The following is a 14,616-nucleotide window of genomic DNA, read 5'->3' as shown; positions in this document are numbered from 1 at the left end:
TTCCCCCTAAAAAATAGTTCCAATGGATGGCATTATTTTTTTCTACATCCATCAATTAATAATATATCATAGGTTATGGCCTTTGTCAAACTTTTCTTTTTTTAAAGCTATGACTGCTGTCAAACCTATAATTCTTATAGCCCCTGCATTGTACAAAACTCCAGTTGCTTCATTTAAAGTACTGCCTGTTGTAAAAATATCATCAACTAAAATAAAGTTTTCTTTATTTAAATTATTAAAACCTTTATTAAAACTAAATGCCCCCTCCAAAACCAGTTTCCTCTGACCAGGACTTAAATTATAAAGAGGAGGAGTCTCCTGCTTTCTATATAACAAATTATCTCTGACTGAAATTTTAAGCTCACTGGCAATCACTTCGGCCAAAAGTCTAGCCTGATTAAAACCTCTTTTCGCTTCTCTCTTCTTAGCGAGTGGAATCGGTACCAGAATAGTATTTTTATCATATAATTTAAGATATTTAATATAATCAGCCATAATTATTCCTAAGGTATAAGCAATTAATTCTTCCCCATCATACTTTAACTTATAGATAAGATCTTTAACCATTCCTTCATAAATGAGAGGTGAATATACTTCCAGAAGACTATTATCCAGGGAATTTAGACCATTGAAATCAAAAAAATGTAAGCACGAATTACAGATTCCTGGTATATTCCCACTTCTTAGTTCTTCATTACAATTTAAGCAGAATATCTTACTGAAAAATATATTCCTCCAAAAAGAAGTCATCCAACAACTCCTGATAGATTACAGTTTTCCCTGATTTCTTCTACTTTTTTTCTAGCCCTTTGTAGAGCATTATCGACAGATTTCAAGTTAACCTCAAGCTCATCCGAGATTTCCTGATAAGTCTTATTATCCAGATACTTTACAAAAACTTTATATTCAAGTTGAGTAAGGTTTTTCTCTATCTTATCCATAATTAAATTTAATACTTCCTGATAAATAAAAATCTTTTCTAAATCATGATTTTCATCGCTTACAACTTCATTATAAGTTCTTTTACTTTCACCTTTATCGATTGATTTATCCAGTGAAGTAGAATTATTTAAAGGCATATGCTTCTGTCTGTTTGCCTTTTTAATTGCAGAAACCAATTGACGGTGAATACATAATTGAGCAAAACCTCTAAATGAAGCTTCTTTATCTTCCTTATAATCTCTTATAGCCTTAAATAGGCCTACTCTTCCCTCCTGTATCACATCATCCTTATCAAGCCCTTTAATGAAGAAATAACGGGATTTAGCATAGACTATATCCATATTTCTATCTATCAATTCTTCAATTGCCCTGACTTCTCCATCTTGAGCAGCTTTAACAACTTCTTCAATGCTATCAGTTTCTGTCATTAAATCACCTCAATATTTATTTTTTATGAGATGAAATAATCTTCTCAATTATTCCACTGGTTGATCTCTCAGTAGTCATCTCAATAAATTTTACATCCCCACCATATTCATGTACTGCATTCCATTCAGGTAAAGTTTCTGGACTGTAATCGCCGCCCTTAACATAAATATCAGGCTTTAGCCTTTTAATCACCGGGCTACAGGTTTCCGTAGAAAAATCAGTAACATAATCAACTGCTTCAAGAGCAGCCAGTAATTCCATCCTTTCATTTAGTGGTATTAAAGGGCGACTTCCTCCCTTTAATTTTTTTACAGACTGATCACTATTAACAGCAATAATTAAAATATCACCTAAATTAGAAGCTTTATTTAAATATCTAACATGTCCTGTGTGTAATAGATCAAAGCAACCATTGGTTAAGACAATTCGATGGTCAGGCATTAATTTTTTAACGATAACTTCAAGTTCCTCTAAATTTAAAATTTTATTTTTCATGACTAATAGCCTCTTTAATCTCTTCAGGACTAACTGAAGCTACCCCAGGTTTTTTAACAACTTCACCAGCTGCATAATTTGCCAGTTTAACCCCATCAATAATAGGTATATCTGCTGCGAGTGCCAGTGTTATCACTGCTGAAACAGTATCGCCAGCCCCTGTAACATCAAAGACCTCCACTTTATTTGCAACTGGAACAGTCTCACAACCACTCTGATCAAATAATGTCATTCCCTCTGCCCCTCTTGTGATCAGAAGATATCTGCTATTTAACTTATTTAAAATATAGTTTCCTGCCTTTTTAAGATCGTTTTCAGATCTGATAGCTGAACCCCAAAACTGAGAAGCCTCTTCTATATTAGGAGTTGCTATAGTAGCTCTTCTAAATTTTCCCAACTGAGTTCGACTGTCAACAATTACAGGTGTCTTAGCAGCTACTGCCTTTTCCATGATTCTCTCAATCAAACTCTGATTTAATAAACCATAGCCATAATCTGAGAGCAATATAGAATCTACTTCAGGTAAACTAGTTGAAAACCTATCAAAGATCTGATCTCTAAACTCTTCTTTAATCTCTGAATCATACTTCCTATCAATTCTAACAATCTGTTGGTCAACAACCTGATTACTTCCTGCAATCACTCTAGTCTTTAAATTATTATTAGTTCCTTCTAGCAGAACACCTGATATATCAACCCCCTCATTGACCAGTAACCCTGAAAGATTATCCCAGTTCTTTGAATTTCCTGAAATAGCAAGTAATTTTGTCTTGCTGGAAATACTTGCAATGTTATAGGCAGCATTAGCAGCTCCACCTGGTCTAAACTCCCTATTTTTTTCTTCAAGAATTAAAACTGGAGCCTCCCTGGAAATTCTGGAAGGATTACCAAACAAAAATTCATCAATTATTAAATCCCCAATAACCATCGTCTTTCCTTTTAATAAGCATTCAAATGATTCTAATAAACTCAAATTAAAAACCTACCTTTAACCCTATTGCAGCCTCACTATTTCCTCTATCCCAGAAAGAATTTCCAACACCTAAAGTCAGATCACTATTAGCCGTAATTGGAAAACCTACTCCTGCTTCATAAACTAAATTATTACTGGAAACATTGAAATAATAATCTATACTCCAGAAAGTATAATTTCTATCTCCTAAAGGAAACTCTCCGCCGACACCGATGGCAGGCCTGATACTCCTTTCAGCAAGTTTAGTAGCAGCATTTAGTCTTAAGTTCATATCAATCTCCTGGTCCCCGGTAAAGTTTAATAACCAGGTTCCCTGAAGATCAAAGCTATCCCCATTATAAGCAAAGAGAGTATCAAAGGAATTAAATCTGTCAAAACCAAAACCTAACTTAAACTGTAATGCTCTAATTTCATTTACTGAAGCCCGGACCATATAGTGGGCATTATCTAAAGTTGGGTTCCAGGCATCAACTGATACAGAAAAAGCCATTACAATAAATAATAGAATTGCTAAAGTGGTTGTTATCTTTTTCATAATTACCTCCTGTTATATATTTTATCACATATTTGGCAAAATTAAGAGGGCATTTCCAATATTTCTTTCAGAACTTGGTACATTCATCGTAAAACCTCTAACCATCATCCTTGCTGAGGCACCTCCATCGAGGTTCATTGCCTTTTCTGCTCCTAAATCCAGCATAAATTCAGCAAGTTCATCCAGGGTCATTCCAATACTTCTTTCTGGCTGTCTCCCATCAACTGTAACCAGAAGAAGTTTATTATCTCCAGTTATTCCTGCTGCCGATCTTGGTGCATTTCCATAAACTATATCTCTCTGGAATCCCTCTCTATAAGATGTAATATTAATCCTTCCATCTTCAATCAATTTTGGTCCGGCACCTAAAGCATGGACAATATCGCCTTCAAGCTCTGGTTCTGGAAAAAATCTATTCTCAAAGGATATAGTCTCTCCAGTACTAAGTCGTCCCAAAATATTTGCCTTGCTACCGGTAGCCTGAATTATATAGCCATCCTCTGGAATAGAGCTTGGAGCTAAAAAATGACTCCTATTAATACCAGCTATTTCCCCTTGACTATTAACAACTAATTCAACTGCTCCCTCCCTGAGCTGGGGAGCCTGTTCTCCATAATACTTATTTATGATAACAGCCTGACCATCTTCTGGAACCTGGTTGACACCAGAAACCATTAAATCTCTTCCATCTTCCAGGCCTAAATTTCCATTCCAGTCACGGATACCAATATCAATATTACCATATTCATCAATTAATAAAGTTGATCTCACTAGATCCCTGACTTTCCCGGTAACAATATTGCCATCTTCCATATATATACCTAGTGGGCGACCAGAATATTCATAAAACCCACCATTTATACCGGCCAGTGCCTGATTACTTCTACCAATTTCAACTAAGTCTTCTAAACCAGAAACAGTGCTATTAGCAAGAAATGGCCTGACTTTTAAATTAGAACGGTTCAGATCTAATTCTAAAACTGTGATATTTCTATTGCCCCTTAAGGTTTCTTCCCGTATCTCCTTATAATTAAGACCTCTTTGGACTCTAGCATCAACAATAGTTTCAAGTCTTGAATATTCCATAATATTTAGGATTTCTGCTTCAGGATAATAATCATTAAGAACAGTCTCCTCATTAAAATCTACAGAAAGCCAATGAAAGAGAGTTCTAAGATAACCTGCAGGATAAAAATCATCCTGGTAAGCTATATCACCATCATAAAAAATATAGTTATCCTGAGTCTTCATTACAGAATCAATTATTCTAGAATCCGGTTTATTAAAATCAATTTCTCCAGCAGATATCTTTTCAAATATTTCCTCTGCATTCCCATATAAATTAGTTCTTAAAAATATTGAGAGCAACTCTAATTCTTCCTGCCTAAACTCCTGATTATGGCTATTTTCTAAACTGGCAATATTCCCGGCTACAGCCATATCAATTGGAATAAAATAATCAAGTTTAATCCTATCATCTTCCAGGTTTAATACAAAATCTCCAGTAAGCCAGGTGTCATTTATATAAAATTCAGCATCATCTAAATTAATATCTGGTCCCTGATATATTTTTTTACCAGAATTATCTCTTATTAAAAGTTCATATGGTTCGGTAATCTCACCTGTGATCCAGCCTTCAAATCCTGAATCAGCAAGTTTCTCCCTGTATTCTTCAGCCTTTTCCCTTGAATCAAACTCTCCAGACTGAAGTTTATATAGATCATCTTCGAATACAATTCTATTGTCAGTAAATCCATGATTTTCCAGGTTTTCTCTAATAACCTCTGCCTCAGACCTCTCAGATAATGCAATAATCTGTATAGTTAGAAAACTTTCATCATTCTCATTTTCAACTATTTCAATAAAATACTCCCTATCCTTTTCTAAAACAATTTCTTTATCAGTAGCTTCTAATTCAATTTGATCAGCAGGGGTAAAATTAAAGGAGCTGGAATCAATTATAAGATCACCAATTAGCCTTTGATTATTACCGACAAAGTTAATCAACCTATCTTCACCATAAGCATTCAGAGTGAGCACAAGTATTAATAAACAGGTTAATGGTAAAACCAATACTAAATTTTTTAAGATCCCAGAGTTTTTATTTATCATATTATTTCTCCTTACTCTCCTGAAAGTTGTTGATAAATCTGTCTGTTAATATCTTTAAAAAGCCCCTGTTCTGAACCTGTTTGACTAATCTCTTCATCCAGCATCTCAGTAAATACATCTTCAGCATAACCACCATTTATAATTCCATCATCAGGAACAGTATTTCTCATGCTCTGAAACATCTGCTGCATAAAGATTGACATAAAATCGTTTATTGCTGCTTTTAAAGCTTCGTCTTCATTATTTGCTGCAAGTTTAGTTAGATTATCATTTAATTCTCCAGCATCAATCTGCTCAGATTCCTGCCTGGTCTGTTCATACTGGTTCTGTATATTAGAAATATTATTTATCTCCAATTATAATCACCACTCTTTATCTTATTTCAAGCTGTCCATGTAATGCTCCTGCAGCCTGTATTTCCTGGAAAATAGCTACCAGATCTCTCGGCGATGCTCCAATTGCGTTTAAAGCAGTTACTATATCATAAACATTGCTTCTGCCCTCAACAACCATCATCTGGCCTTCTTCTTCCTCAACTTCAATTTCAGTTTCAGTAATTTCAACTGTCTCCCCTTCAGTAAATGGTTCTGGTTGTGAGACTTCTGTCCTTGTTGTAATCATAACAGAAAGATTGCCATGTGAAACTGCTACAGTAGAGAGTCTAACATTGTGGCCCTGAACAACAGTGCCAGTCCTCTCATTTATTACAACCTTTGCATCCATTGTTGGCCTGACTTCTAAACTATTTACTTCAGCAATAAAGTCAACAACTCTATTCTGATAATCCTGAGGAACCTCAACTCTGACTCTTCCTTCATTTTCAGCCTGCGCATAATTATTCCCGGCAAAATTATCATTAATACTGCTGGCAATATCACTGGCAGTCTGAAAGTTACTATTATTTAAAATCAATGTCAATTCTTCTGAATCTAACTGATAATCTATATTATTTTCAACTGTAGCTCCGCCTGGTATATTACCAGCAGTCGGATGATTTTCTCTAACCTCCTGGCCACCGCCTCTAATATTATAGCCACCAATTGAAACTGATCCCTGAGCAACAGCATATACCTGACCATCTCCAGCCTCAAGAGGAGTCATAAGTAATGTTCCTCCCTGAATACTTCTTGCATCACCCATAGAACTTACATTGACATCTATCTCATCGCCTGGATTAGCATTATGTGGAAGATCAGCTGTTACCATTACAGCTGCAATATTACGGCTTCTAACCTGATCAGCATCAACTTCTACTCCAAATGAATCCAGCATATTTGCAACACTCTGTACAGTTGCTCTACTTCTTGTTGAGTCTCCTGAACCTGCAAGTCCTACAATGATTCCATATCCGATTAAATGATTATCTCTAGCCCCATCGATTCTAGTAATATTTCCAATCTCTACAATAGGATCATGTTCTACAGCTCCAACATTTAAACTCAATACCATTACAAAAATAATTGATAAAATCAAGGGATATATATAACTTTCTTTTTTACAACTTTTTAGCATATTTAACACCACCTAAAAAATAAAATTAAATACTCGTGAGATAATACCTCTATCCTGTTTATCTCCAACTATTCCTTTGCCCTCATATTCAATTTCAGGTTCTGCAACTAATTGAGATTCTATAGTATTATCAGCTTTTATATCAGAGGGTCTAATGATTCCAGTTAATTTTATTTTCTGGGTTTCATCATTGATTTTAATATTTTTATTACCAGCAATTTTGAAATTACCATTATCTAATACTTCTTCAATAGTAACAGTAATATCAGCCTCCAATGTCCCGGCTCTCTCAGTCGAGCCATCTGCACTCTCTGATCCTGAGTAACCAAAGCTAAACGGGTTTAAAAAGCTTAGTATTCCTGACCCGGCCCCAACATCAATATCTGAGCCTTTGCTTGAATCACTGACTGCACTTTGTACAGCACTTGCATCCTCTTCTATTAAGACTGTAACTAAATCTCCAACTTCATAATCACCTTTATCTCTATACATACTCGTCTGCTCCTCAGACCAGAGAGAGTTAGATTCAACAGGTAGACCTGTAATGAATATCATAATTATAACAATTGAACATGATATTAGCAATGTATTTCTTTTCATAATAAATTTCCTCCAAATAAGAATCAGTTTATAATCCTTACTCTATTTTCATTTAAAACTTCTGCCTGCATTCTGTTTCCTGTCTCAATATTTTCAACTTCAATAATCTCACCTATACTCCCATTATCACGTGCCTTAACTTTAGTAGTAACAAATACAGAACCCTGTTCAAACTCAGCTATTACTTCCTGATTAAAACTAATAACATCTGGATATTCGAGCATAGATAATTTTAATATCTGACCTTTTTGATAGTTTCTATTGGTTACACCATGTTCAATAATCTCATTATTCAAACTCATAATCAGTTTATCTGGATAAAAATCAAACTTTGTTTCTTCATAAACTAAATCACTCTCATCAATTCTTTGATTCCTTGTTAAATCATTTTTTAAAAGATATACATCCATCAGATAATTTACTCTTAAAGTCATAAAGACTCTGCTCCAATAATTTTCATCAATATATATTTTAACTGGTATATTAAGTCTCCCGGCTGGTCTATTTATTTCATTATCAATTTCTACATTTATTTCACCATCTGGTATATCTTTATCACCAGGACTTGATAAGAGTTCGATAGATATTTGAATATCCTGCTCTAAAGCATAAGCTTCTAAATCTTTATAAATCTCTTCTTTTATTACCTTTTCAACCTTGTTAAATAAATCTTCAGATGATAAGTTTTGTGAGCTTACATGTATTCTAATATTTCCATCTGAATTTATATTATAATCACTTCTGTTAAATCCATTATTCCTGATATGAAGGGAAATAAGTTCTGGATTCATTTCCACACTTCTTCCAGGCCTTGGAGCATCACCTAATTCAATATCTGATAGAGCTTTGTATACATTATCTGAATCAGTCTCAATCCTTGCAATTTCTCCAAGGATTATCTTAGAACTATTAATTTCAACATCATCATATAAATATATTTCAGCAGATAAGACAGGTGCTGATAGAAATAAAACTATTGCTATAACATATGAAAAACATTTTTTTTTAAACATTTCAATCACCTTTTATCTGCTTATTTAAATTATCTTCTTAACTGATTAGCAGTATTAAGCATCTCATCAGAAGCCTGGATTGATCGAGAATTAGCCTCATATGCCCTTTGAGCAGTAATCATATCTACCATTTCTTCAACAACTTTAACATTTGACATCTCTAAATAACCCTGGCTAATAGTCCCAAAGCCATCTTCACCAGGAACACCGATCATCGGTTGGCCCGAAGAAACAGTCTCTGTATATAAATTTCTTCCCTCACTATTTAATCCTGCAGGGTTAGAAAAATTCACTAATTCAATCTGGCCAAGTTGATTCGGTTCAGATTCACCTGCCATCTGAGCACTAACAGTACCATCACTTGTTATTGAAACACTGGTAGCATCTTCAGGAATATAAATCTCAGGCTGTAATGGATGACCATCAGCAGTAACGAGTCTCCCATCACTATCCTGTCTAAATGAACCATCTCTGGTATAAGCAGTAGAACCATCAGGCCTGACAACTTCAAAAAATCCATCTCCCTCTATTACAAGATCAAGGGGGTTATCAGTTGATTGAGGACTTCCTGGAGTAAATAGTTTTTGTGTAGCTGCCATTCTTGTTCCATGCCCAATCTCAGTCCCGACTGGTATCTCTTCACCTTGTGCATTAGGAGTACCTGGTTGCCTTGTCTGTTGATACATTAAATCCTGAAAATTAGCCCTGGATTTTTTAAATCCTGTTGTATTCACATTTGATAAATTATTTGATATCATATCTATATTAGTCTGTTGAGCGTTCATACCTGTTGCCGCTGTGTATAATCCACGCATCATTATAATCACCATCCATAATAGTTTTTTAGAGCCTCTGTCAGTCAGCTCTTATTAATGGCTTCCTATTCTAGGTCCAGCCATAATTTTACTTATCTCAAACGACCTACCTGATTAACTGCCTTCTCCAATGTCATATCTGCTGCTTGTATTGCCTTCTGATTAGTCTCATAATGTCTTGTTGCTTCAATCATAGAGACCATTTCATTAACGATTTGAATATTTGACCCTTCTAAATAACCCTGGGCTAACCTATAATCATCAGTTGCCTGAACAGCCTGATCAGTTTCATATAGGTTCTCACCAACTTTATTTAAATCTGTATAATCATCAAAATCGACAATTTGAACTGTATCGACCTCTAAATCATTAACATAAACAGTCCCATTATCATCTATTGAAACATTCTCACCAGGTATAGTTTGTAATAATCCCTCTTCACCCATAACTGGATATCCAGAATTATTTACAATTAAACCGTCCTGATCAACAGTAAAATTACCATCCCGGGTATATCTAACCCCGTCTGGAGTATCTACAACAAAAAAGCCATCGCCTTCAATAGCTAGATCATATTGAGAACCTGTTTCTCTAAGCCCCCCCTGGGTAAAGTCAATAAACTTTTCATCAACTGCGACCCCGTTATTTAAGCTGCCAATTTCAACAGGATTTCTTCCTTTTTCCATTCGATGAAGCAGCATTTCCGGGAATGTCTCTTTAATTATCCTGTCCCTTTTAAATGCAGTAGTATCAGTATTTGCCAGATTATTAGATATATTATCCATTTTAACTTCATTGGCCAGCATTCCAGTAGCTGAACTATATAACCCTCTTATCATTTAAATCACCTCCTTAATTTAATAATATTTTAGAAAACAAATCTGATATACCCATATTTTCTTCTAAAAGATATTCGTCTGCAACAATTCTAGAACTCAGATTATATTCAATTAATAAAAAAGCAAAGTCTTCATAAGAAATAACTCCAGCTTCATCTAATAAACCAGCCACCTGTAAACCTGACATCCCGGATTCAATTTCAACTTCAACTAATCTATTCAATTGCTCTATTCCTTCATAATTCAAATCAAAATTATGCTGGAGTGAAGCCAGGTCTGATTTAGCACTTGCAGTAAATTCAAAATTTTCTTCAGTCTGAGCAGTTTCTGACATATTTTCTTCTAAATTTCTATTATCAGATGCACCAAAGATACCATAACCTCTGGTCTGCTCAAAATAAATTGATATACCACTCCCAATAATCAAGATTATACCTATAATTATCAATATATCTATTATTACTCTAGTCCAAAAATCAGACTTAGCCATTATTCCTTTTACCCCTTCCATACATCTTAATAATTAATTCAGCTTCTCTAATGCCTATTTCCAAACTTTCAGCAATTTCAGCTAAAGAAGTTCCTTCATTATACATCTCAATTGCATCCAGATATTTCAGGGGAAGATTATCATCTTTTTTATTAGCTTGTTTTAATGACTGATTAAAACTAACTTTACTTCCGCTTAATACCTCATCGTTTAAATCCCTGATTTTATTCTTCAGTATTTTTTCTCTAGTAGATAGCTCAGAAATTAGCTCCTCTAATTCTGAATTAATCTTTTTTAAGTCATTCTGATTTTTTTCATATCTTTTAATCTCTTGATTCTCAAAGTTGTCTGGTTTATTATTTTTATTTATTTTATTATAACCCTGATTTCTTTTTAAAATTTCTCTTCTGTAATCATCATGATTAAATCTATAATTATCAATTTTGTTTTTAGATTTTTTCTGTTTATTTGGTCCTTTAAAGAACCTGATTCCAAGTCCCAAAACAACTAAAATCACTCCAGCAGCTAGACCTAACCAGGCCATTATAACCACTCCTGCTTAAATTTTAACATCAAAGACATCACCTTTTTTTGTATATGCGGTACTATCATCTTCGTCCTCATTTTTATCAGAATTATGACCCCTTTCACCAGTTTCCCCATCTTTACCAAGTTGACCTTTATCTAACTCCTGATTTTGATTAACTCTTTGCTCTTTTCTTGCATTTTCTATCTCCTGTTTCTGCCCAACAATGCCCTGCTCAATCATATCAGCCATATTTTTAGTCTGTTCTAATTTATCAACCTGTAATGATGTCGTTAAAGTTGTTAATGGATTAATTGGTTGAGTCATAATCTCACCGCCTATAGGGGGATTTGTCTGACTTCTCCTTTATCCTCAACAAAAGCCGAAACTCTCATCTCATCCTGCACATTATATTGAGCTTTTCCAATAATTAGTTTTGTTCCAGGATAAATACTTTTGTTAACAGTTATTTTACCCCTTGAAACCTTTTCAATTTTTAATTCTAATTCTTCTAATCTACTTCTTTTATCCTTGATGGTTTTATTTAAATTTTTTTCAGTCTTTTTAAGGCGATAATACATTAATTCCTTGTCTTTTGGCAACTCACCATGGGCTTCTTTCAGCTTATCAAGCATCTTAATAGCCTTATTGGATTTTAATATATTACTTTTAGCTTCTTCGATTTGTTCTTTTATATTTCTCATCTCTTCTTTAAGCTCAGGATCAATCCCTACTTCAAGAACAGTCCTGGTTGCTAGAGTAGAGCCAATAACATTAGCTTCAATTTTTGAAGCCGCTTTAGCCTCCCCTCCAACAAGAAGCCCTTTGCCTTCAGTAACAAATATTGATTCGCCGGCAACTAAATTGCTATGCATGGCAGCTTCTGTAATATAAATATTTTTGCTGGAATTAAGAGTGCCATTTTCAATAAATTTAACCTTAATATCTCCACCGGCTTTAATCTCTGCTTTATCTTTACCAATAAAGCCGCTATGAACTATAACTTCATTACCTGCAATTAAATCAGCAGCTGAAACTCTACCTTTAACTTCAATATTCCCCTCGGCCTTAATTTTAAAACCTTCTTTAACATCTCCTTTTATCAAAACATTGCCAATAAAGTCAATGTTCCCAACTGATAAATCTACATCTCCATTAACTTCATGAATTGGCAAAACATGAACTCTTTTACCATCTCGTACTGCCTGGCCTTCAATTTCTGAAAATAACTTATTATCCTTTTTATCAACATTTTTCCCTGAGGGTAGTTCACAGTCCCTGGGTTTAGGAGCCGGAATTTCATCTCCTAAAACTGACATTCCAGGTTCACCAGGTTCAGATTCTTCTTTAGTAACCAGAGCATCTCCAGGCTTTACATTGGCTATCTGCCCCAGGTCATAAAAGTCTATTGATCCATCCTCTCTTTTTGTCCCAACATTATTCTCATCAGTTACAAAATGATAGATAAGTTTAGCATCCTTGCCAGTTACTGGTTCCTTCCCTTGAGCAATCAATTCATTTTCAACAGCCTCTTGATTATTAATAATATTTTTTAGTTTATCTTTATTTAAACCATAAGTTATCCCGGCTGCTTTTGCTTTATTTATCAATTCATCAAAATTGAATTTTTTGCCACCAATAGCTGGTTTATATGTTATAAAAGCTTCAAGTTTATCCTGGGAAATATCAAAGTCAACCTCAGCATCCTGATCTAATTCCGGCTTTCTAGGTGCTATAACCTTCCATTCTTCTGAAGTTTCATCTAATTCTTTCTGTACTATTTCCCAGTTTACTTCTACAATCCCTAATTTATCAAGTTTATTTTTAACCTGACTGTAAGTAACTGAATCACCTGACTTACCAGGTGGTGTAACCTTAAGTTTAACCCCGTCATCATCTATACTTATATCAAATTCCCCATCTATTTTAATATCATATTCAAGGTCCTCTATCTCAGCTTCCAATTCTTTAGTATCCAGAGGATCATTATATATAAATTTATAAGTATTATCCTTCTTAAACATCCCAAATAATCCCTTATTTTCTTCCTCCGATATTAAATCTAAACTTTCATTATTAAAATCGTCATCAGATATATTGAGTTTCCTTATTAACTCTTTCTTAGCTTTTTCTATAGCAGTTGATTTATCTCTTGCTTGAATCACTAATTTTTTCGCCATAATATCTGCTCCCCTTTAAAAGAGATCGGTTTTTTTATTAGCCAGATAACCCCTTAGCCTCTGAATAGATTTTTTATGTATCTGAGAAATTCTAGCAGTTGATAATTCAAGAACCTCTGCTATTTCTTCTTGAGTCAATTCTTCATAATAATACAAAGAAACTACCAGTCTTTCCTGTTCATTTAGTTTGTCAACAGCCTCTATTAATATACCTTTTGTTGCTTCTTTATCTAATTTTTTATCAGGTTCTGCAATACTTGAAGATACAATATCTAATAAGGTTGCATCTTCATACTCAGTATCCAGTGATAACCACTGTGAGGCATTAAAATATCTTAAAACTTTTTTTATTCTAGATTTTGAAAGCTCTAGCCTTTCAGCCAGCTCAGAAATATCATCAGTGATTTCATCATTTTTTAATTCTTCCTTCTCATTAATAATCTTTTTTGCATCAGTTCTAATTGAATGAGGCAGCCAATCTAGATCCCTGAGATAATCTATTATAGCCCCTCTCACTCTTTTAGACGCAAAAGTAGAAAACTTATATCCCATTTCAGGATTGAAGCGTTCAACAGCTTCTATAAGCCCAATCATACCATAGCTCTGGAGATCATCAACATCAATAAAGTTTGGAATAAGAGTGCTTACTCGCCTGGCCTGATACTTAACGATATCTAGATTATTCAGAATTATTTTTTCTCTAGCTGATTCTGAATTTTCTTTTTGAAATTTAGTCCAGAGATCATAATTCTCTATTTTAGTTTTCAAGCAATACCACCCCATAAATCAACAAGACTACTCATCTTCAGTCTCTAATACTGGCGGGTCTAATGGGTTAAATTCTTTATCTTTATTTCTATCTCTATTTTCTTCAAGTTTTTCTTCAGAATTATCTCTAGCCTTTTCTGATTTTTGATATTTATTAGCAGCATTTTTATAATTACTATTGTTGTTATTATCAACATTCTCCAGACTATGAATAAGATAATTAATCATTAATTTCAAAAATAAACTCAAGAAAAATCCAATTAAAAATGCTCTAATCCCTCTATTAAAAATTACTGGCAAAGGATGAAAAGAAATTAAACCATATAGTACTGTTATAATATAGAAGATTAAAGCAACAATTAGAGGTTTAATAATTTTAATCAACAA

Annotated in this window: 18 protein-coding genes; all 18 read right to left on the bottom strand. The window is 34.0% G+C overall.

The genetic code is table 11. The features are described from left to right. Positions 1–66: 66 nt before the first annotated feature. The 18 genes from I0Q91_RS01415 to I0Q91_RS01330 all read right to left on the bottom strand — a co-directional run bounded on the left by I0Q91_RS01415 (position 67) and on the right by I0Q91_RS01330 (position 14,616). Positions 67–750 (bottom strand): ComF family protein, encoded by a 684-nt coding sequence (locus tag I0Q91_RS01415; protein WP_270452389.1) that lies wholly within the window; start codon positions 748–750, stop codon positions 67–69. Next, positions 747–1,370: an RNA polymerase sporulation sigma factor SigH gene (sigH, locus tag I0Q91_RS01410; protein ID WP_270452388.1), complete on the bottom strand. Its 624-nt coding sequence runs from the start codon at positions 1,368–1,370 to the stop codon at positions 747–749. The genes I0Q91_RS01415 and sigH overlap by 4 nt, the downstream gene beginning before the upstream one ends. 16 nt (positions 1,371–1,386) lie before the next feature. Then, a complete protein-coding gene (gene rfaE2, locus I0Q91_RS01405; protein WP_270452387.1) occupies positions 1,387–1,866 on the bottom strand; it encodes a D-glycero-beta-D-manno-heptose 1-phosphate adenylyltransferase in 480 nt (159 codons plus the stop codon). Further along, the gene (locus I0Q91_RS01400; RefSeq protein WP_270452385.1) at positions 1,856–2,839 is read right to left on the bottom strand and encodes a bifunctional heptose 7-phosphate kinase/heptose 1-phosphate adenyltransferase; all 984 of its coding nucleotides are present in this window, start codon (positions 2,837–2,839) and stop codon (positions 1,856–1,858) included. Before I0Q91_RS01400 ends, rfaE2 begins: the two co-directional genes overlap by 11 nt. A gap of 1 nt (position 2,840) precedes the next feature. Continuing rightward, positions 2,841–3,374 carry a hypothetical protein gene (locus I0Q91_RS01395; protein ID WP_270452384.1) on the bottom strand — a complete coding sequence of 178 codons (534 nt, stop codon included), beginning with the start codon at positions 3,372–3,374 and terminating at the stop codon, positions 2,841–2,843. Between the two features lie 24 nt (positions 3,375–3,398). Then, complete coding sequence (locus I0Q91_RS01390; protein ID WP_270452383.1) at positions 3,399–5,486, bottom strand: phosphodiester glycosidase family protein; 2,088 nt, start codon at positions 5,484–5,486, stop codon at positions 3,399–3,401. Between the two features lie 11 nt (positions 5,487–5,497). Further along, a complete protein-coding gene (locus I0Q91_RS01385) occupies positions 5,498–5,842 on the bottom strand; it encodes a rod-binding protein (RefSeq protein ID WP_270452380.1) in 345 nt (114 codons plus the stop codon). Between the two features lie 16 nt (positions 5,843–5,858). After that, complete coding sequence (locus I0Q91_RS01380) at positions 5,859–6,998, bottom strand: flagellar basal body P-ring protein FlgI (protein ID WP_270452379.1); 1,140 nt, start codon at positions 6,996–6,998, stop codon at positions 5,859–5,861. A 12-nt stretch (positions 6,999–7,010) separates the two neighbouring features. Beyond that, a complete protein-coding gene (locus I0Q91_RS01375) occupies positions 7,011–7,598 on the bottom strand; it encodes a flagellar basal body L-ring protein FlgH (RefSeq protein ID WP_270452377.1) in 588 nt (195 codons plus the stop codon). A 23-nt stretch (positions 7,599–7,621) separates the two neighbouring features. Further along, positions 7,622–8,611, bottom strand: a complete 990-nt coding sequence (flgA, locus tag I0Q91_RS01370) for a flagellar basal body P-ring formation chaperone FlgA (protein ID WP_270452376.1) — start codon at positions 8,609–8,611, stop codon at positions 7,622–7,624. A 29-nt stretch (positions 8,612–8,640) separates the two neighbouring features. Beyond that, the gene (gene flgG / locus I0Q91_RS01365) at positions 8,641–9,429 is read right to left on the bottom strand and encodes a flagellar basal-body rod protein FlgG (protein ID WP_270452375.1); all 789 of its coding nucleotides are present in this window, start codon (positions 9,427–9,429) and stop codon (positions 8,641–8,643) included. Positions 9,430–9,518: 89 nt separating this feature from the next. Then, complete coding sequence (gene flgF / locus I0Q91_RS01360) at positions 9,519–10,265, bottom strand: flagellar basal-body rod protein FlgF (RefSeq protein ID WP_270452373.1); 747 nt, start codon at positions 10,263–10,265, stop codon at positions 9,519–9,521. A gap of 13 nt (positions 10,266–10,278) precedes the next feature. Next, entirely contained in the window at positions 10,279–10,755 is a 477-nt protein-coding gene (locus I0Q91_RS01355) for a hypothetical protein (RefSeq protein WP_270452372.1), read from the bottom strand. After that, positions 10,748–11,299 carry a hypothetical protein gene (locus I0Q91_RS01350; protein ID WP_270452370.1) on the bottom strand — a complete coding sequence of 184 codons (552 nt, stop codon included), beginning with the start codon at positions 11,297–11,299 and terminating at the stop codon, positions 10,748–10,750. The genes I0Q91_RS01355 and I0Q91_RS01350 overlap by 8 nt, the downstream gene beginning before the upstream one ends. A 15-nt stretch (positions 11,300–11,314) precedes the next feature. Next, positions 11,315–11,608, bottom strand: coding sequence for a hypothetical protein (locus tag I0Q91_RS01345; protein WP_270452369.1), 294 nt, complete (start codon positions 11,606–11,608; stop codon positions 11,315–11,317). A gap of 11 nt (positions 11,609–11,619) precedes the next feature. After that, entirely contained in the window at positions 11,620–13,461 is a 1,842-nt protein-coding gene (locus I0Q91_RS01340) for a FapA family protein (protein WP_270452368.1), read from the bottom strand. Positions 13,462–13,476: 15 nt separating this feature from the next. Continuing rightward, on the bottom strand, positions 13,477–14,229 hold the full coding sequence (locus I0Q91_RS01335; RefSeq protein ID WP_270452367.1) for a sigma-70 family RNA polymerase sigma factor: 753 nt from the start codon (positions 14,227–14,229) through the stop codon (positions 13,477–13,479). Between the two features lie 27 nt (positions 14,230–14,256). Beyond that, complete coding sequence (locus I0Q91_RS01330) at positions 14,257–14,616, bottom strand: hypothetical protein (RefSeq protein ID WP_270452366.1); 360 nt, start codon at positions 14,614–14,616, stop codon at positions 14,257–14,259.

The sequence above is a fragment of the Halonatronomonas betaini genome, from assembly GCF_015666175.1.
Classification (GTDB): Bacteria; Bacillota; Halanaerobiia; order Halanaerobiales; family Halarsenatibacteraceae; genus Halonatronomonas; species Halonatronomonas betaini.
The sequence above is the reverse complement of the archived record's forward strand: the minus strand, read 5'-3'. Positions and strand labels throughout refer to the sequence as shown.